Annotated in this window: 17 protein-coding genes and 2 tRNA genes; 10 read left to right on the plus strand and 9 right to left on the minus strand. The window is 60.9% G+C overall.

Features of this window, described 5'->3' with window-relative positions; translation table 11 throughout:
* The 7 genes from HP499_RS07490 to HP499_RS07520 form a co-directional block, all read left to right on the plus strand.
* Nucleotides 1-409 (plus strand): sensor histidine kinase KdpD (locus HP499_RS07490; RefSeq protein WP_253951454.1); only part of this gene is annotated, 409 nt, incomplete at its 5' end.
* Nucleotides 406-1,080: a response regulator gene (locus HP499_RS07495; RefSeq protein WP_172323432.1), complete on the plus strand. Its 675-nt coding sequence runs from the start codon at nucleotides 406-408 to the stop codon at nucleotides 1,078-1,080. The genes HP499_RS07490 and HP499_RS07495, both read left to right, overlap by 4 nt.
* Nucleotides 1,081-1,128: 48 nt before the next feature.
* A complete protein-coding gene (locus HP499_RS07500; protein WP_172323404.1) occupies nucleotides 1,129-1,782 on the plus strand; it encodes an MOSC domain-containing protein in 654 nt (217 codons plus the stop codon).
* A 391-nt stretch (nucleotides 1,783-2,173) separates the two neighbouring features.
* Nucleotides 2,174-4,393 (plus strand): DEAD/DEAH box helicase, encoded by a 2,220-nt coding sequence (locus HP499_RS07505; RefSeq protein ID WP_172323406.1) that lies wholly within the window; start codon nucleotides 2,174-2,176, stop codon nucleotides 4,391-4,393.
* Between the two features lie 230 nt (nucleotides 4,394-4,623).
* A complete protein-coding gene (locus HP499_RS07510) occupies nucleotides 4,624-5,169 on the plus strand; it encodes a LysM domain-containing protein (protein WP_172323408.1) in 546 nt (181 codons plus the stop codon).
* A gap of 162 nt (nucleotides 5,170-5,331) precedes the next feature.
* Nucleotides 5,332-5,403, plus strand: a tRNA-Thr gene (locus HP499_RS07515).
* A 62-nt stretch (nucleotides 5,404-5,465) separates the two neighbouring features.
* Nucleotides 5,466-5,539 (plus strand) — tRNA-Met (locus tag HP499_RS07520).
* A gap of 1,989 nt (nucleotides 5,540-7,528) precedes the next feature.
* Here the strand turns inward: HP499_RS07520 and HP499_RS07525 are convergent.
* Nucleotides 7,529-8,722, minus strand: coding sequence for an RNA-guided endonuclease TnpB family protein (locus HP499_RS07525; RefSeq protein WP_172323410.1), 1,194 nt, complete (start codon nucleotides 8,720-8,722; stop codon nucleotides 7,529-7,531).
* A 116-nt stretch (nucleotides 8,723-8,838) separates the two neighbouring features.
* Here HP499_RS07525 and HP499_RS25555 point away from each other — a divergent pair, with 116 nt between their 5' ends.
* On the plus strand, nucleotides 8,839-9,162 hold the full coding sequence (locus tag HP499_RS25555) for a helix-turn-helix domain-containing protein (protein ID WP_172323412.1): 324 nt from the start codon (nucleotides 8,839-8,841) through the stop codon (nucleotides 9,160-9,162).
* 99 nt (nucleotides 9,163-9,261) lie between these two features.
* Here HP499_RS25555 and HP499_RS25060 read toward each other — a convergent pair whose 3' ends face one another.
* Together HP499_RS25060 and HP499_RS07545 are read right to left on the minus strand one after the other, a co-directional pair.
* Complete coding sequence (locus HP499_RS25060; protein ID WP_172323414.1) at nucleotides 9,262-9,846, minus strand: HNH endonuclease; 585 nt, start codon at nucleotides 9,844-9,846, stop codon at nucleotides 9,262-9,264.
* A 1,416-nt stretch (nucleotides 9,847-11,262) separates the two neighbouring features.
* Nucleotides 11,263-11,472 (minus strand): hypothetical protein, encoded by a 210-nt coding sequence (locus HP499_RS07545; protein WP_172323418.1) that lies wholly within the window; start codon nucleotides 11,470-11,472, stop codon nucleotides 11,263-11,265.
* 370 nt (nucleotides 11,473-11,842) lie between these two features.
* Here HP499_RS07545 and HP499_RS07550 point away from each other — a divergent pair, with 370 nt between their 5' ends.
* Nucleotides 11,843-12,220: an EAL domain-containing protein gene (locus HP499_RS07550; protein ID WP_172323420.1), complete on the plus strand. Its 378-nt coding sequence runs from the start codon at nucleotides 11,843-11,845 to the stop codon at nucleotides 12,218-12,220.
* Here the strand turns inward: HP499_RS07550 and HP499_RS07555 are convergent.
* From HP499_RS07555 to HP499_RS07575, 5 genes are all read right to left on the minus strand, one after another.
* The gene (locus HP499_RS07555; protein WP_172323422.1) at nucleotides 12,172-12,567 is read right to left on the minus strand and encodes a response regulator transcription factor; all 396 of its coding nucleotides are present in this window, start codon (nucleotides 12,565-12,567) and stop codon (nucleotides 12,172-12,174) included. The genes HP499_RS07550 and HP499_RS07555 overlap by 49 nt on opposite strands.
* 168 nt (nucleotides 12,568-12,735) lie before the next feature.
* Nucleotides 12,736-12,924, minus strand: a complete 189-nt coding sequence (locus HP499_RS07560; RefSeq protein WP_172323424.1) for a three-helix bundle dimerization domain-containing protein — start codon at nucleotides 12,922-12,924, stop codon at nucleotides 12,736-12,738.
* Between the two features lie 226 nt (nucleotides 12,925-13,150).
* The gene (locus tag HP499_RS07565; RefSeq protein WP_253951456.1) at nucleotides 13,151-14,461 is read right to left on the minus strand and encodes a hypothetical protein; all 1,311 of its coding nucleotides are present in this window, start codon (nucleotides 14,459-14,461) and stop codon (nucleotides 13,151-13,153) included.
* Nucleotides 14,462-14,496: 35 nt separating this feature from the next.
* Complete coding sequence (locus tag HP499_RS07570; RefSeq protein ID WP_172323426.1) at nucleotides 14,497-15,390, minus strand: nitrilase family protein; 894 nt, start codon at nucleotides 15,388-15,390, stop codon at nucleotides 14,497-14,499.
* 25 nt (nucleotides 15,391-15,415) lie between these two features.
* Entirely contained in the window at nucleotides 15,416-16,465 is a 1,050-nt protein-coding gene (locus HP499_RS07575; protein WP_216659832.1) for an asparaginase, read from the minus strand.
* 118 nt (nucleotides 16,466-16,583) lie between these two features.
* Here HP499_RS07575 and HP499_RS07580 point away from each other — a divergent pair, with 118 nt between their 5' ends.
* Entirely contained in the window at nucleotides 16,584-17,651 is a 1,068-nt protein-coding gene (locus HP499_RS07580; RefSeq protein ID WP_172323428.1) for a LacI family DNA-binding transcriptional regulator, read from the plus strand.
* Nucleotides 17,652-17,888: 237 nt separating this feature from the next.
* Here the strand turns inward: HP499_RS07580 and HP499_RS07585 are convergent.
* Nucleotides 17,889-19,242, minus strand: a 1,354-nt coding sequence (locus tag HP499_RS07585; RefSeq protein ID WP_216659833.1) for an extracellular solute-binding protein, incomplete at its 5' end; no start/stop codon positions are given.

A 19,242-nucleotide genomic window follows, 5' to 3' on the forward strand; every position in this document is an offset into this window, starting at 1 on the left:
GCTTCCGCCCAATCTTCCGCCGGTGCAGGCCGATGCCGGCATGCTGGAGCGGGTGGTGGCCAACATCGTGGAGAACGCGGTGAAGTACGCACCGGACTCCGATGTTGTCCTGACGGCCCGGGCCGGTGCTGGAATCACCTTGGGGGACCGGCCGGCCGGTGAACTGCGGATTGTGGATCACGGCAGGGGAGTGGGACGGGAAGAAGTCCTCACCATGTTCCAGCCGTTCCAGCGCTTTGGTGATTCACCGGCACCCGGAAACAGTACCGGAGGTGGAATCGGCCTGGGACTCGCTGTCGCCAAGGGCTTCTGTGAGGCCATGGGCGGCCGGCTCGACGCTGAGCCCACACCCGGTGGCGGCTTGACCATGGTGGTCACGCTGCCACTATGGACCGGTGGTCCGCAATGACCCTGGTACTGATCGTCGAGGACGAGGCCCGGATTGCCCGCGCCATGCAGATCACCCTCCAGGCCCATGGCTACCAGGCGTTGTCCGTGGGCAACGGCGCCGATGCCCTGCAGGCCGCAGCCAACCAGCCGGTGGAGATCGTGGTGTTGGACCTTGGGCTGCCGGACATGGACGGCGTGGAGATCATCCGCCGCATCCGCGGGTGGAGCAGCATGCCCATCATCGTGCTTTCTGCCCGGCACGCCTCGGAAGACAAAGTGGAAGCGCTCGACGCCGGTGCGGACGACTACGTGACGAAACCTTTTGGTTTGGATGAGCTGCTTGCCCGGCTTCGGGTCGCCTCACGCCGTGTCGTCGCCGGCCATGAGGAACCAAGAGTTGCCACGTCCGATTTCACGGTGGACCTGGCCGGAAAGAAGATCGTGAAGGACGGTACGGAAGTCCGGCTGACGCCCACGGAATGGAACATCCTGGAACTGTTGGTCCGCAACAAAGGCAAGCTGGTGAGCCAGCAGCAGATCCTGACCCAGGTGTGGGGCCAGGCCTACGCCAAGGAAACCCAGTACCTGCGCGTGTATATCGCGCAGCTGCGCCGGAAGCTGGAGCGGGATCCGGCAGAGCCGCGGCACCTGCGCACGGAGGCGGGCATGGGCTACCGTTTTGATCCTTAATCCTCGGAAGGGACCAACCCTTGGCAGGACCGTCCGTAGACTGTTGCCATGAACACCGCATCCCTCCTTGCCGTCTGCCGTGTCCACCAATTGCTGCCTGATTCCGGCAACGTGGGAGTCACGGCCATGGACAAGCGTCCGGTGGATGGCCCTGTCAAGGTTCATAAGCTCGGGCTGCACGGGGACGTGCAGGCAAACCGGGTGGATCACGGCGGAGAAGACCAAGCGCTGTACGCGTATTCGCAGGCCGATGCGGACTTCTGGGCAGCTGAGCTGCACCGGGAAGTGCCGGCGGGACTCTTCGGTGAGAACCTGCGGGTGTCCGGCATCGACACCACGGGCGCGGTGATCGGTGAACGCTGGAAGATCGGCCTGGACGTGGAGGTTGAGGTTACGTCTCCGCGTGTGCCATGCGCTACTTTCCAGCGGGTCCTTGAAGAGCCGCAGTGGGTCAAGCGGTTTACGCAGGCAGGCCGGGTGGGCACCTACCTCCGCGTCATCAGGACAGGAACCATTTCCGCCGGGGACCATATTCACCGCACATTCGTTCCCAGGCACGGCGTCACCGTGGGCCAGTGGTTCAGCGAGCCCACCCCTGAACTGGTGCAGATCCTGCTGGACGCCGAGGCTGACGGGGAGATCCGGTTGCAGGAGGACTACCACCCGGTCTTTGAAAAAGTACTCCGGAGGAACGGGCTCTAGCCATCCCGGGGAGCCGCGCATCCGCTGTGTGAACAAGCTCACCCGTACTTCGCGGACTTCCGAGTCGCGGTGATGGGCCTCTGTGCCCTACACTTGAAACATCCCCCACTCCGGAAATCCCTTTATCCTGCCCAATTCTTGAGGCAGGACTGGTAAGTGTTGGGGCCCGCAATTGTGTGCGGGCATTTTCATAGGGAGAGCCGGCTAAAGAAAACGCTGTACAGACTGCTGGGATAGCAGCCAAGAGATGCAGCGGGAAGTCCTGCCATGGGATTGCGATAGCGCCGGACTTCTTGCGAAAGCAGGGCACTTTGCCTGTTTTCGCGACGAGTACTGCGGCCAAGCCCAACCGGGCCGCGCCGACTGCCCTATGGATGAGGAATTTCCCCCTATGACCGAAAATCTCAACGAAAACTTCGACGCCGAGACCACTGAATCCGCTGTTGCAGCCGAGGCCACTGAGCCCGCTGTTGCAGCCGAGGCCACCGCTCCTGCCGAAGCTGAAGCACCGGCTGCTGCCGCTGCCCCCGTCGAGAATGCTGCACCTGAGTCCGCAGCCCCCACCTTCACCGAAGCTGCTGCCCCCAAGGCAGAAGCAATCGAGCCTGCTGCCCCCAAGGCAGAAGACGAGGAAGAAGAAGGCGTCCGCTTCGTCGATCTTGGCATCGATGGCCGCGTTCTGGCCGCCCTGCAGGATGTTGGCTACGAGAAGCCTTCACCCATCCAGGCAGCCACCATTCCGCTGCTCCTGGAAGGCCGCGACGTCGTCGGCCTCGCCCAGACCGGTACCGGCAAGACCGCAGCTTTCGCTGTTCCTGCCCTGTCCCGCCTGGCTGAACTCCACGACCTCAACGGACCTTCACGCAAGACCCAGGCACTGGTCCTGGCCCCGACGCGTGAACTCGCCCTCCAGGTTGCCGAGGCTTTCACTTCCTACGCCAAGCACATTGACGACTTCACCGTCCTCCCTGTCTACGGTGGCTCGGCTTATGGCCCGCAGCTCGCCGGCCTGCGCCGCGGTGCACAGGTTGTTGTCGGTACCCCGGGCCGTGTGATCGACCACATCGCCAAGGGCTCGCTGGACCTTTCCGAACTCCAGTACCTGGTGCTGGACGAAGCTGACGAGATGCTGCGCATGGGCTTTGCCGATGACGTTGAGCAGATCTTCCAGCAGACTCCGGAGAGCCGCCAGGTTGCCCTGTTCTCTGCCACCATGCCGGGCCAGATCCGCCGCATGTCCAAGCAGTACTTGAACAACCCTGCTGAAATCTCCGTGAAGTCCAAGACCACCACGGGTGCCAACACCAAGCAGCGTTACCTCCAGGTCATGGGCCCGCACAAGCTGGACGCACTGACCCGCATCCTCGAGGTTGAAGAGTTCGACGGCGTTATCGCCTTCGTGCGCACCAAGATGGCTACCGAGGACCTCGCCGACAAGCTGAAGTCCCGCGGTTTCCAGGCTGCCGCCATCAACGGCGACATCCCGCAGCAGCAGCGCGAGCGCACTGTTGACGCGCTGAAGGAAGGCCGCATCGACATCCTCGTGGCCACCGACGTCGCTGCCCGTGGTCTTGACGTTGAGCGCATCAGCCACGTCATCAACTACGACATCCCGCACGACACCGAGTCCTACGTGCACCGCATCGGCCGCACCGGCCGTGCAGGCCGTTCCGGTGACGCCATCCTCTTCATGACGCCGCGCGAGAAGTACCTGCTGCGTTCCATCGAGAAGGCAACCCGCCAGCCGGTGGAGCAGATGCACCTGCCCACCGCCGAGACCGTGAACACGCTGCGCCTTGGCAAGTTCGCCGAGCGCATCACCGAGACCCTCGCGTCCGAGGATGTTGCAGCGTTCCGCGACCTCATCTCCTCCTACGAGGAAGAGCACAACGTTCCCGCAGCAGAGATCGCTGCCGCACTCGCTGTCATGGCGCAGGGTGGACAGCCGTTGCTGGTCAAGGAACTGCCTGCAGCTCCCGAGTACCAGAAGCGTGAGCGCTCCAAGGACGGCTTCGGCTCCCGTGGCCCGACCCGCGCACTGACCGAGGGCAACGCCACCTACCGGATCGCCGTCGGACGCCGCCAGCGCGTCATGCCGGGTTCCATCGTTGGCGCCATTGCCAACGAAGGCGGCATTTCCTCCGCACAGATCGGCGGGATCGACATCCGCTCGGACCACTCCCTGGTGGAGCTCCCGGCGGACCTCAGCCCCGAGCAGTTGCGCGCACTGTCCCGCACCCGCATCGGTGGCGAGCTCATCCACCTCGAACTGGACAACGGACGCAAGCCCAGCGGCGACCGTGGCAGCTACCAGGGTGGCGGCGGACGTGGCGGCTACGGCGACCGCGAGAACCGCGGTGGCGGCAACTTCAAGGGCAGCGGCGGCTTCAAGAAGGACTTCCGCAAGTCCGAAGGCGGCGAGCGTACCTCCGCTGACCGTGGTGGCCGCTCCTACAGCGACCGCTCAGAGCGCACCGCAGGCAGCTTCGGCGACCGCGACCGCGGCCAGGCCAGTGGTTCCCGCTTCGGTGGTCACGGTGACGGCGCCCGCAAGCCCCGCAGTGGCGGCGAAGGCGGACACCGCGATTTCAACCGCAAGGGCAAGTGGTAAACACTCGCAAGTGGTAAACACTTCCTTGGTGATCATCACTGAGTAGTTCCCGTCAGGGGGTCGGCTTTCGAGCCGGCCCCCTGAGGCGTTTAACGCACTAATCCGGCTCTTGTTCGCTGTCCGCGCCGTTCTGCGATGGGGACATCGGACAGCGCCGGGTTCCCTGTGACAGTGCTCCGCCGTACGATCGAGTCAAGGCTGAACACAAGCAGAACGCAGGAGGGTGCTCCATGGGATTGCTGGACAACGTGAAGAAGAACCTGGGCTTTGGCGGTAAGCAGTCAGGTGAGACGGACCACAGGGAGCACGCTGCGCCCGTTGCCCCCGCTGCGCCCGTTGCCCCCGTTGCCCCCGAAGCGGCAGGGGAAGACCCGGCAGACCGAACGGCCGTGAGCCAGGCAGCGGAGGATGCTGCCGCCGTCGAGGTTTCAACCGCTGGCCGGGACGCTGCGGAGGCTGCGGCAGCCCAAGCTGCTGAACAGCAGGCGGCAGCGAGCGCCGCAGCGGCCCAGGAGGCGCGTCAGGAGGGCTTGGAGCCCGAGGCCCCGGAAGTCCAGCCGCAGGCGCAGGAAGCAGCCGCAGAAGCCGCAGCAGGGGCCGGACAGCAGGGGCCGGTGGCTCCACGCGTCACGGAGGTGGTGGTGGAGCAGGGAGACACCATGAGCGGGATCGCCGCGCAGTTCGGGGTGGATCTCGGAGCTTTGATTGCCACCAACGCCGACACCGTTCCCAATCCGGACCGGATCTACCCGGGGCAGGTGCTGCGGCTGCCCTGACTGGACCAATGGACGAGCCGGCGGCGGGTGCAGCGGCATTACCAAAGGCGCGGAAAATAGATCAACAAAACCTCGTCTTCGCAAATTGTGTCGGCGTCGATTTTCCGCGTTTTTTCGCCGATTTGTAGCTTCTGAAAACGTCCGGTAGAGTATTTACTCGTTGCCCCCCTAGCTCAGTGGTAGAGCGCGTTCTTGGTAAGAACGAGGTCACCGGATCGATTCCGGTGGGGGGCTCTGAATGAGGGCCTGTGTCAAGGCGGTTTTTGACCGGCTTGACACAGGTTTTTCTCATTCGTGGCGGTGTAGCTCAGTTGGTTAGAGCGCACGACTCATAATCGTGAGGTCGGGAGATCGAGCCTCCCCACCGCTACAGAATAAGCCCCCAGAATCCTTGAGATTCCGGGGGCTTTTTCTTTAGGGAGTCGAACGCGAGTGTGAGAAGTGTCTCTTAGATTCTATGAGAAGGCCCCTCTTTCTCTGAGGGCTGGCTGTTAAATGGCTGCTCCTGGTGAGGTGCCAAGTGCTTCAACTACTAGTCGACCCAATAGCTCTGCGAGGGTTGAAGCCTCTCCGATGACGGTGGGAAGCCGTTCGCCTGTCCCTCAATCACTCCAGATGGCTGAAGCCGTCGCTGGGAGGTTGTGCTGCCGATTGTTAGACTTCTTAGGGTAAATCGTGGCGGTGGCTACGGTTGGAACTAGACCCAACGGCGGGGGCTCCATAGCGGCTGCAACGGTTGGCCTGCCAGCTTGATTGTTAGTCATGGGCGTTGTTCCAGCCTTTGCATGAGGCGCACGGACCGGGGAATTGACCCTCCATGCACAACACAACGTCATGTTCAGTTCCACCTGGCCCGATAATATTTGCGCTAGACCGACCGTGCACCCCTCCTTCGGCGTCATGCGAAGTGCCCCCAAGTGCAGGGTGGCGCGGCCGCCGCAACTTTCCGAGTACGGGCCTCATAATCACTTGAGTGACCCAGTCATGTATACGCCACCCATCACGGGGTCACTACGGGCGTCCTTCCGGTCGCTGACAGTGCCTGGTTTTCAATGTTGTTCACGCCCTGTCCTTCCGCTGATCGCAGCCCTTCATTCGCGTTGTCGGCACGCAGCCGGAGCAAGCCATCTGCGCAAGGAGATGTATGTACTGGTGGTGCTAAGCCATACCTGCCGTCAGCCCAGGGTTAGGGTGCAGGATGAGACAGCAGGAATTGCGTCTATGGGCGTCCGCTAGCGTCAGGTCGGTAAGGCGCCTGGTTGTTGTTCGTCCTTGCTCCGGTGGGTGCTAGGGAGGAGCGGAGCCTGATCCTTTGGTGAGGGGGAGTCGCTGTGCTTCAGTGCCCTGGACAGCGTCCTATGGGGTGCTCCGAGGCCGTAGCGAAGGAGCGAAAGCGACTGAGCGGAGGCCGAGGACCGATCCCTCACAGCCCGATATTCAACCGGTAGGGGCAGCCTGGAGCTGCCCCGTTTCCGTCGGTTCAGCAGTAGCTGAAGGAGCGAAGAGGCCGAGGCTACGGCCCTATGAGGCCATTTGTTATCAATGTTGACTGATCGGGCAGCTTCTCGGCTGCCCGTATCCAATTTCCGCTTGGTACCCGTAGCCGAAGGAGCGTAGCGACTGAGGCTACGGCCCTTGTCCTTCGGGGGCCTTCGCCCCGGTGTCGGTGAGGGGCCGTAGGCCGCCAGGCCGGATGGCCACGAACCCATCCCCCCAAACCCCCCTTCCCGCAGCCTCCATATAGGTAAAGAGCGTAACTTCTGTTTAAAAGTTACATGTGATTCTAATCACATCTCGTGGGTCGTGTTTCTGGGGTCGTCGCGGGGCTTCTGGTCGAACACGAGACGCGGGTGAATCCGTGTCGCGCCTTCTGACTGCACGAGAGATGTAGGTGGAGTCCAGGCTCTGCCGATGTTGCCCGGAGTGATGGCACTGACACGCGCGGACTGGAGATGTCATATTGGTCTACTGCGAACAGTCATCCTGAGCGTGAAGGGGGGAGCCGGGATTGGCTAACGACCGCTAGGGTTTGGCTGGAGTGAACGCCCCAGGCTGATAGCTGGCTCCATTTGACGCTTTCAGCTAAGTGATCCAGCTTGGGTAGCTGGCGGCCCACGCCGCCACTTTGGCGCCACACAAGAAGGACCAAGGGCTGTATTGAGCCGTCGTCGTGCCTTACGGCCAGCAGCGGCCCGATATGCAGTTCGAAAGGCCGGAAGGGGTTTTCGATGGGTCGATGCAGGCGGACGCTCCTTCTAACGGTGGTCAGCCAGGACCCAAATCCCTGTTCGAGTGTGACCGCTCCCTGAACTTGGGGGACTTACGGACGGCTGTGACCTCTCCCAAGAATTCGGGCTTCTCAGGATTTGGCTTGCGCCGCGTCCCGCAGGACCAGTCCGGCCCTGAGTATGTTCAACGCCGCGTTTATGTCGGCATCATCACGATGTCCGCACGAAACGCAGAGGAAGTCCTTGCCGTTCCGATTGGCCTGCTCTCGGTGACCACACGCACTGCAGGTCTGAGAGGTGTAGGCGGGGTTGACCCGGATGAAGTCGCGCCCGGCGCTTTCAGCCTTGGCGCTAATCAGATCCAGGAACTGGCCCCAGCCTGCATCGCGTATAGACCGGTTGAGGCCGGTCTTTGCATTTCCCCCGTTAGGGAGGTAGCCCCCGTTGCCGTCGGGCCGGGGTGCTGCCCGACGAGTCATGTCGGCCGTTCGTAGATCTTCAACGACAATTACGTCATACGCATCGACGAGACGCCGGGCCGTCTTGTGTAGGTAGTCGTGCCGCTGGTTCCGAGCCTTCCGATAAAGGCCGGAAACCCTATCCCAGGCCTTGAAGCGCCGCTTGGAACCGCGCCGGCAGCGGAACACTTGTTGTTGGGCAGCTGCGATTTTGGCAGCCGCTACTGCTCCGAAGGCAGGGTTGTCGATCCTTTCTCCGAGGGATGTGTAGGCCAATCCATTCTGGCCTGTCGCGAGGTCGAGCCCAATCATCGCCCCGGTCTTCGGAAGGGGTGTCGGTTGTTCCTGCTCAGCAACGAGGTGGACGTACCACTTTCTGCCCTCTTGCTTTGCTGACAGTCTCTTGACTCGTCCGGTAACTGGGCGATGTTGTTTGACCTTGATGTGGCCAATGCCTTGGAACTTGACGCGGGTCTGGGTGGGATGCGGAACCGAATCCCACTTTGCTCCGTCGCCGTTGCGGTGCTCCACGGAGGCGAATTGGCGTGGTCCCTTGAACCGGGGGTAACCAACTTTCTTCTCGCCGGACCTTATGCGGCGGAAGAAGGCTTGGAAGGCCTTGTCCAGTCGTCGGAGTGTTTGCTCTTGAGCTGAGTAGGACCATCGAGCCTGGTCGGGATCGTTCGCGCGTATAGCGGTCAGCTGCGCATCCTGGTCTTTGAACCAGACCTGCTTTCCGCGCTTCCAGGCCTCTCTGCGCTCCTGCAGGGCGGCGTTATACAAGTCCCGATGGTCAGTGAGCATGGCCCGGAGCAGTGACTCTTGCTTCGACGTGGGGTAAATACGGAACGTATAGGACCGGATCATATCGACTACTGACAGGTCTCCATGTGGCGAAAGCCACCTCCTATTCAGGCGCCAGTATCCACCATGTGTTACTAGTACGGCAGACAAACCAAGTGTACTTCAGCTGACATGGATTAGTGCCTATACGTCCGCAGCAGTCTTCTAAGGAGCAAACGCTCCGATGGGCTGAACGACGGGCTATTGTTGGAGGCCGTATCCGAGAGATCCGCTTGCAGCAAGGTATATCGCAAGAGGCCTTAGCACTGGAGTCAGGCCTGAGTCGCACCATGATTATCGGGATCGAGTGGGGCCGGAAAAGCGTTGCTTACGAGCGGCTGTGGGACATCGCCGCTGTCCTGGACTGTGACATCGCCGAACTGTTTGTGCCTGCCCAGCACCGTCCATCAGTCAACCCATATCGAGGGGGCAGCAGAGCGATGAGCAAGCCAGACGGGAAATAGGACCACAGCCCTGGGAGCGAATGCGGGGTTGCGGCGTAGTCCAAGGAACCTTAAGAGGGACCCGGGCGTAGCCCCCGGGTCCGCTCTCTCAGCCCAGCGTCACTTTCGGCGGATCAAGTGCACCACGGGCGGATAGTCCGCCGGACCCGCCACATGTTCGACGGCCTGACCGTCCAGCCCATAGGCAAAGAACCCTCCACCGGGGGTCGCCCTGCCTATGGGCAATCCTTGGAGCATCGCCCACAGCATTGTTTCAGCGCTCATTTGCTTGATTCTGAAGAGATCCTGAATAACTGCCTCGGGTTCTTCGGAAGCGCGACGGTGCTCCAATTCGCTGTTGCGGCGCGAAGTCATGGGCATCATGTGGTCCGGGCGAACGCAAAGGGAATTACGACATACGTGATCGAGCGTCAGACGGTTTCCGTGGCCGCCCATGAAGAGGCCATAGGCATAGCGATGGGCAAGCCATTCGTGGTTGTCGATGCTGATGACGCCGTATCCAGGCCGCATTTCACCTGTCGGGCTGACAACTATCTTGTTGATTCTGCCGGTCCATGGCCAACAGCCAAACAGACCATCGAGGCCGTCGCGGGTCGGCGCAATATGTACCAGGAATCTGTCCAAGGTTCGGCGCATGGCTTCAGGTGTGCGGATCGGTTCCATCAGTAACAGGGGCTCGTGCACCCGGCAGTAGCCTTCTCGAGTATGTCCGGGTTCCAGTCGGGTTGTGCAACCGGCGGCCTTGCACTTCGGCTTCTTCCGCTGTTCCTGCCGGTAGTGCTTTTCGCAGAGCCCTTTGGCGTAGTGGGGGTTGGGCGGGAGGTAACGGGGATTGGTTGCGATGCAGACGAGGCAACTGCGTCGAAACTTGTCTCTCGGTCTGGCCATGTCGTCGTTCCCCCCCCCACGATGTGTCCTATGTAACTCCGTCGGGGAATCGTACAGCGGTACTGTGCGGCCCGCAAGACAGGGGATTCCGGCCGTGGAGTGCCCGATTCGGGGTGGGGTGAGTTAGGGCGAGTGGTAGGTCCTTTGGTTCCTGGTCGGCTCCCCTCCGTCAGTCTGGGGATGGGGGAGATGAGGGCTCTGAGACCACCCCCATATGCATTCCCCTAATAGCTTTCCTAACGTCGTCGAGGCGTAGATGCCGGCGCCCCGTTTCAAAGCCACCCTTGAGATTGAGTTGCGTACGGATATCTCTAGTATCCAGATGTCGCGGCTGATTAGCTTGGAGAGGCAACGCGTCGGGCACGGGAATACGTGTTCAGCGGGCTTCGGAACGGAGAGCGCCATGCTTAGGAAGTTGATGTGCAAACTGAATCTTGGCCATCATTGGCACGTGGAGAGCACGGACGACGGTAGCCGCTACAGGCGCTGCACCCGCTGCGGAAAATATGACAGCGACAGTGACGCCGGTGGCCATGGGGCCATTATGGACATGGGTGGTGGTGGCTGACACACTCGCCGACTACGCTCCGTACTCAGTAGGGATCTGACGGTGATACTGCGGATTTGTTCCGAATCGGGCACCTTCGTGGGACTGCCACTGGCACAATCGTTTGGGGTCAACTACATAGTGGGCACCAGCGGTTGGCGCCACTCACCGAAGGTGGATCAATCCCACGCGCGCCCGGAGGGATGAAGACTCTGATGTCATTACCGGCAGGAGCGGTTCACCTGCGTCTCTCGTGCAAACGGAAGGCGGGGTGCTGGTATCAAGGCAGGACTCAAATTCACCTGCGTCTCTCACTGGGTATCGAAGAGAGCGCACCTGCGTCTCTCTCAAGGCCCCTTTGGGATCCAACGCCTTGAGTTACACGCCTCTTCTGCCGCCGATGTTGGCTTCATGGGGCTGGAGCGTATGGGCCTGAAAAACGACGCGCCGTCCGTCCGTGACTACCCGAACCGGGTCCCACCGAAGCGTCGTCAGAATTTTGGCGCACAAGGCCGTCTACAGGGGCGCTAGGCACAGGGGCTATGGCCATGAGTGGCTGGTTTCCCGGATCCCGAATGGACTTGGAGGGTCTCCTGGTCGACGTTGTCTTCGACCAAAATGATGGTCCGAGTTGTCAGAGGTGCGAGGTCCACTGCTGGCTTGGTCTACTCGGCGTGCGGGTGATGTGACCGTTCCTGCCTAACTTCCTCTCGGTCCCTAAGCACCCACTCAGTGATCGACAAGGCCATCACCACCGCAATGTAGACCCAAGCCCACATGCCACCCAGGATGCCGGTCGCCAGCAGCAGGAAGCCGAGGGCAACAAGTGCCCACGACATGACCCTGATTGCGCGCACAACGCTTGCGACTGGCATGCAATGATCATCCCTTTCCTTGTAGCTACCGTAAAGACCATGCCGCCGGTAAGACATGGAGCCGTCACGAAGCACCCTGGGCGGCGACCTCGAGAAGTCACAAGTGCACTACCACGCAGTACAGGGTTGATATACCTGCCTTGCCTGATAGGTGCGGCCCAGTCGGCATCTGGGAATCAGCCATGACAGCCACCCTTGGGGCCGATAGCCGGTCAATATGGGTGACAATCACCATGGACAGCTTCGACCGCAGCTACCCGCAACGGGGTGGGGGTAGACCCTCGTTTCGAAGGGCGGCCTGCCCCGCCCGTGATAGCGGCTGGGGTACCGTACGGGTTTGAAAGTATTAAATATGTTTTAACGTCGCGCGTTGAGGCTGGCCCGTGAGATCGGCGCCGACGTCATCGCGGTGGGCGTGGAAACCGCCAAAGAACTCGCAGAAATCAGGGCGCTGAAAATCACCGCCGCGCAGGGATACCTGTTGGGCCGGCCCTCCGTTCACCCGCTGGACTGGCAACTGACCCACAACACCAGCCGGAAGGAGATTGTTAGTGAACACTCCTACAGCAGGTTGGTCCACCGATCCCAGCAACGCGACTCAACAGCGGTCAGAGCAACTTCCAGAGGAAGTTATCAGCATTCCAATTTCACGGAAGTGGGACATCTTGGACCATCTGGCACCAGAATGGTACTGGGGGTTCAGGACGTTGCTGGCCCTGCAAGCCGGGCTTCTCGCGGGCAGAGTTGATCTACCAGATCGCGGAGTTGGGCAGGCCGAAACGGTTTCGGAAGATAGGCAGATGCGCCGGCAGAAAAGCCGTCCAGCTCGTCTCCGGTTGCCGCGAACGCGGTGATCATCAAAATCGGGGCCTTAGTCACGTCGCGTAGTAAGCCAGCTACTTCGCGGCCATCCATGTCAGGGAGCCCTAGACCCAGAGTGATCAGCTTCAGTTCCACGCTGGCGGCCGCCAGGAGACCTTCCGTCCCCGTTGCCTCTACCCGGACGTCAAAGCCTGCGGTGGTAAGAATTACCTCGATCAGTCCGGCGATATCCTCGTCATCCTCGATAACCAGGCACCTACCGCGTGAAGTCATGTCCCCCCCCTGTGACGTCCCAGTCAGTCTACGGCCGTACGCACGGACCAATCCATAAGCGGCGCTTGGCTATAGAAACCTGCACAGCGAGAGAAGGAGCCCCTTCGCCGGGAGGCTGGGTTTCCTTTCTTGTGTATGCGGAAGCTCTTCCTGTGTTGTTGGCGGGCCCTAGCTGCGGAGTCGTAGCTTGGCTGCTCGTCCGATAAGCACGGGCACATAGTTACGGATCGGGCCGTCGTTAGGGGCGGTGTATTCCTCGCTGACGATCGCCTCGACCTGCGTTCGGAGTGTCGGAAATTTCTTGACCAGTCTGTCGATAACTGCTGCTACAGTCTGTGCTTCGTCTTCTTTAGCCATTGGCCCACTGTCAGCGCATAAGGCCTGTCCCGTCAACGCTGTTCCGGCTCCAAGGAAGTGGGAACTGGCCGCGCGGGCTTGGTCGCTGGCCAATGGATGCAAGCTGTTGACGTCCATCATCTGCTTCTTGTGGCAGAAGCCGAAGGAAGGACCGACCCTAGGGCCGATCCTTCCTCGCACACTTGGCAGAGCTCCAGCCGGCAACCCGCGAGGAGCGTCTAGGCGATTACCCCACAAACAAACCCAGCCCGGGGACGATTATCGCCACGGAGATGGCCATAGAAATGGTGTTACCGATGAAGGGGTGGAAGTCTTCCGGGAGCCGGGCTGAAACGGCGCGGGCTATCAGCGGGCAAAGAAGGGCGCCCGCGACGGCGCCGCCGATGATGGAAAGTGCGCTGCCGTTGTAGGCGAGTACGCTGGCTGGTCCGACGGAGACGACGGAGATGTAGGTGGGGGCCCAGCCGCCTGCCCGGTAGAGCTTTCTCCACACGATGACGCCGATGGCTGATGTGAGAGCTTGGACGAAGAGAATCTGGGGTAGGAGATTCGTTCCGTATGCCGGCAACAGTGGGTTCATCAGGAAGGCTGCGACGACTCCGAGGATCACGCCGATGCTGGCAAGTTCGTTGGCGTAGAACTGGGTTTCGGTGAAGTCTGCGATCACCCTTCGGACCGTCCAAACGGCGTCCTTGATGAGAGTCGGCGTTCCAGGAATGGTGCGTACTGGGGCTGGGGGCCCGGTTGGGGCATCGGCGTCCTGTTGTGGAGCGGGTTTTGGCAACCGCATCCAAGGTAGGTAGCGGGCGATGATGAATGTGGCGGCAGCTCCAATGGACATTGCGAGGGTGTTGGCAACAACCGGGGGAAGAGCGAGGGGGCCTGTGACGAAGTTGATGAGAACCATGGCGACCGGGGTGGTCGTGGCTGCTCCGAGGATGGCGCCGGTCAGGAAAACGGGCCAACCTTTGCCGTAGACAAGGACAGTGGCGGTTGCAACGCAGACGAATGGCACAAATGTGGGCTGCCATCCTTCGCCGAGTCCTCCGCCAAAGGCGAGGTTCGAGAGGACCAAGCTCAGTGTTGCCGATCCAAAAATCCATGGCCACAGTCCGGTTCCATAGGATATGGGCATTCCGGCCCATTTCTTGTTCCGGGATCCGGCCCACCATGCCAGCGCTGCGCCGGCCAGCAGGCCGAGGGAGGCCAGCCAGGACTTGTAGAACTGGGGTTCTGTCATGTCTCCAAGGGCCCATTGGGCGCGGGTGAGGAGATCGTTCGGCAGGGGTTGGACCCAATCAGTGTAGGTGGGGCCTTGCCCGGTGAGCAGGGGAGAGAGTGCGCTGATACCGGCGGTTAGGGCTCCGAAGAGTGCGACGATGGCTGTGGCGCCGATGAGAAGTCCTGCGAGGCTGAGTTCGGTGCGGGGCGTTGGGGCCGAGGTTGCCATTTGTGAGGGAGGGCCGAGTTGGGTGTTGGGAACCGGTACATCGGCGAGCATTTCTTGAGACGGATTTTGTCTCGTGTTGTCGGTCATGGGGGAGGCCTTAGGTCAGGGTCTGGGTGGCTGGACTAGCGGACGAGAGGGGTGCCGTTGAACCCGAGAAGGGGGTCGTAGAGGTCTGTTCGGCGGTCACGGGCCAAATCGTTGAGGTCGTTCCAGATCATGGCTGCCCGGGATGCAGTGAGGTCGAGGTCCGCGTAAATGATGGTTTTGGCTTCGGCGTCTGCGATTCCTCCTATCGGCCAGCCGTTCGTTCCGGTGATCAGGGAACAGCCGAGGAACTTGCCTCCTCGTTCTTCGCCGACCCGGTCGGCTGCGACGATTGGGATGGTGTTGACGTGCGACGCGGACATGGTGAGGTAAGAGGCCATGCAGTTGCCGGCGTCGTCAAAGAGGGGCGGCGGGGTCCAGACCCAGTTGTTGGTGGAGCAGATGATGTCCGCGCCTTGGGCGGCGAGAATTCGTGCTACTTCCGGGAACCAGATGTCCCAGCAGATCAGCAGACCGATGCGGCCGATTTTTGTATCGAAGACCGGGTACTCAGTGCCAGGTGTGAAAAGCAGCTTTTCCCGGTTCCACAGATGAGTCTTGCGGTACTTTCCGATGAAGCCCTCGGGGCCAATGAGGACCGCTGTGTCGTAAAGTGCTACGCCTTCTTGTTCCAGGATGCCTGCGACCACGTATGCGTCGTGTTGGCGGGCGGCTTCAATCCATGCTTGCGAGGTGGGGCCGTCCGGGACAGATTCGGCGTGAAGATATGCTTCCTCCCTGGTATCGAAGGAGTACCCCGTGCTGGCTAGTTCTGGCAAGACGATAAGTCGTGCGCCCTCGCGGGCAGCCTCGGCGATAAGCAGCAGGGTGCTTTCAACGTTTGATTTCTTGTTTTCGATGCCGACCTGAGGATCGGATTGTACTGCGGCGACTTTGATTTCGCTGGCCGCCGGGGTGGTTCCTGTGCGCATTTGGCTAGTTCCTTTTGATGAGAGGTTATTTCGGGTGTGAGTAAGCTGGGTTTGAACTGATGAAGGACTTGCGGACCTCGTCAGGGGTGTCGACATACCGAGTGGGTTCGGCGCCCATCGCGTTCCGAATCTCCTCGACGTCAGCACCGGAGGCCACTAGTGCGGCCAGAAGGATGCGTGCCTGACTTGGTCGGAGGTTGCCGGCGGGGATGGCTCCGGCAGACGTCAAGTCAGCGCCCCCGCCACCTCCTCCATAGACTCCCCGGATCGGACCTCCGGCAACCCTGGACGAGACGACGACGGGAATCCCGTTCCGAACGTGTTCGGCAACGGCACACACCATGTCGGGATTCGCGTTGCCATACCCGGTCGCTTGAAGGACGATGCCCCGTGCGCCGGCCTGGATATTTGCATCCATTGCGACTCGGTCCACGCCGGGGTATATCGCGATGGTGTCGATGCGTGTGGCTCCGATCGCGACCGCATGCCGCGGCCCGTCGGACGGAGGACTGACTTTTGAATGCACACGCACACAGCGGTCAATGACGATCCCGAGCGGCCCATGGTCTACATCGAAGAAGGCTGACAGGGCGCTGTTGTGGATTTTGCGTGTCCCTCTTGCCGCATGCAGTACGCCTCCAAAACAGATGAGGACACCGCATCCACGGGCGTTCGAGGAAGCCGCCACGGCAATGGCATCCGCCAAATTCTCGGGACCGTCAGTGTTGGGATCGTCAGCGCTTCGCTGGGCACCAGTGAAAACCACAGGACGGGGGTCATAGTGGAAAATGTCGACCAGCATCGCGGTCTCTTCCAAGGTGTCGGTTCCATGGGTGACAACGACCCCACAGGTGTCCAGCTGACTCAGGGCTTCTCTGACAGCGTCGTGGACGGCATCCATATCAGCCAAGGTCATCGAATAGCTATTAGTCGAGAGAACCTGAACGACGTTGACGTCGACACCCTCCGGCGTCGCAATGCCCGCCACCAAATCTGACCCTGGGATCGCGGCAGCTTTCACCCCGCGACCATCGGTCGTGCTGGCAATCGTTCCGCCAGTCGTGATGATAACCACTTTTCTCATTACTTGCCCAATCGTTTGCGCGTCGTATCTGAGTCAACCATAAGTGATATGGTGTGGATCACGCAATCGTTTGTGCAAAGTATTTCGCGACACCAGAAAGCAGGGCCTGATGAGCACTGATCCACTGCCGTTCGCAGATGAGGCCGGCCGCCCTACGCTGCGGACAGTTGCCGAGATGGCAGGTGTTCATGTTTCGACGGTGTCGCGTGTGTTGGCCCCGTCGCTCCGGCCCGGCGTTCGGACAGCTTCGAAGGTCACGACTGAGCGGATCAAGGCCATCGCCGATTCGCTGGGCTATTCCCCGAATCCAATTGCCGCCGGTTTACGCACCAGTCGCAGCTCCTTGGTGGGAGTGCTTGTTCCAAGGCTGACTGACATCGTGCTTGCCACAATCTATGAAGGGATCCACGAGGCTGCCCGCGGTCATGGATACCAGACCTTCGTTGCCAATAGCGAGGACAGGCAACCCGAGCGGGAAGCCGGGGCGGAAATGCTTCTGGCGCGGCGGGTCGATGGGCTGATTCTCGGAGACTGCACACTGGACTCGACATTTGCGGATTCCCTGCAGCAACGCGGCATCCCGTTCGTGCTGGTAAGCCGCCGCTCCGGCAAGCATCCTGCCGTAGTGGGCGATGATTACGCTGGAGGCCGGCTCGCAGCTGAACATCTGCTCTCTCTCGGACATACCGATGTGGGAATAATAGCGGGCGAGGCCTACGCAAGCACAGGTGTCGACAGGACCGCAGGGTTCGTGGACGCATACGCGAAGGCGGGAATCAACATACCGGACTCCCGGATAGTTCACTCCAGCTTCGACGTCATCGGCGGACGAGAAGCATCGACGCGGCTCTTCGCCAGCAAACCCTGGCCCACAGCACTGTTTGCGGTAAACGACTTCGCGGCCATTGGAACATTCGGCACCCTGCGCGGTCTGGGACTCCGCGCCGGTGAGGACATTGCCGTTGTGGGCTACAACGACACCGTCCTGGCCGCCGAACTCCCCGTTCCCCTTACATCCGTGCATTCCTCCATGCGTGAGATGGGCGAAAAGGCTTTTGAACTGCTTCTTTCCCGCCTCAACGGTGAGCCCGTCGTGTCACACATAATCCCGCCAACTCTCGTCGTCAGAGAATCAAGCGCCGGCGTACGCTCAACCCTCTGTATCGGGAAGAACTAGGCGGGAGACCCCGCACTGTGCCGTTCACCAACGAACAGTACGGAAATTCACGTCAAGCAGCCTCAGGGTGAGATTGCCAGCCCTGTATGCGCGGTAGCAGCGTCCTCTTTCTCGGATGTGACGTTTCGAAGTCGTCCCGTCTGAGTGTCGATCACAGTCTGGAGCCGCGGAACTCCTGCGCGACTCCAGACTGTGCTGGTTGTGCCCGCCGTCTGCTTGAGGGGCGCAAAGTCGCTCTTAGCGCTTTACGCGTTCGTTGTAGGCCTTCAGGGCAGCGGTTCCTTTGTCCTGGGCCGTAGTCAGGGTTGCTCGTACGTCGGCTCCGTCGGCAATGGACTGGATGGCGCTGCGTACGTCGGCGCGGCTCTGACCAAATGCGCCGTTGTGGCAGCCAGCCGCTGCCTTGACATCTTTGGTGCTTGCCAGTTGTTCCAGGAGAGCCTTCTTCGCCGGGTCGGTTTCAGAGCCTTTCAGTTCATCCAACGCAGCTTTCGAGGAGGGAAGGTAGCCGCTGTCCTTGAAGATCTCCTTTTGTACGTCGGCCGATCCCATGAATTCGGCGAACTCGAGGGCTGCTGCCTGTTCAGAGGGCTGGCGTCCTTCGCCGAGGATCCACAGGGCACTGCCACCGGGCACAGCTCCGCCCTTGTCGGAGGCAACGGGCAAGGGCAAGGCGTCAATTGTGAACTTGGCTGCTGCTGCAGTTGTGCCGAGGCTTGCTGATGATGCTAGCAGCATCGCGGCCTGCTGGCTGCTGAACGCTCGCTGTGCGGCCGTTCCGTCGCTGCCGACGTTCAGGATTGCACCCTTCTTCAGTGACTTTTGGTAGTGCGTCCATGTGGCCACGAGTTCATTGTTGACGTAATCGAACGCGTTTGCCGGCTCGGTCCCAAGCCCGTTGTCCGGCGTGCAGTAGGCGAAGCCGTTGGATGCGCTGAACTGTTCGTTCCACCATTCATTGTGTTGGAACACTAAGCCTGGGGTGCCAGTGGCCTCATGGATTGTGTCGGCCCAGTCGAAGAGCTCCTGGATGTTTTTGGGCCGTTCGGCCGGGTTGATCCCTGCTTGGGCAAGTACTGCGGGGTTGAAGAACACGGCCGGTTGGGAGACCATCATCGGAACGGCCCAGAGTTCGGAGTTGATGGTGTAGTAGTTGGCCGCGGCTGTGGCCACGGAGTCGCGGTTGAATTTGCCGCCGTCAAAGGGGCTGATGGAGGCAGGGATTGTGGCGAGTCCTGAGTCGTGTAGGTATGCGGTGAAGGTATCTCCGCCTTGGAACAGGGGAGGTGTGTCGCCGCTCTGTACTGCGTTGGTGAGTTTGGCTGCTGTTGCGGCGTAGTCACCTTGGTAGATCGCGTTGATGGTGATCTGGTGTTTGTTGCTGGTGTTGAAGGCGTTGACTTGTTTCAGAAGTGCGTCCGCCGATGAGCCTCCGACTGAGTACCAGAAATCCAGTTGGACCGGGCCTTCGGATTTGACTGTCGTTTGTGTCGTTTCGCTCGCGCAGCCGGTAAGGCCTACAATCAGGGCGGCCGCGGCGCCCACGGCGCCAAGGCGGAGGGACAAAAGGTGTTTCATTTCACTGCTCCTT

Source organism: Paenarthrobacter sp. CM16 (genome assembly GCF_013179505.1).
GTDB lineage: Bacteria > Actinomycetota > Actinomycetes > Actinomycetales > Micrococcaceae > Arthrobacter.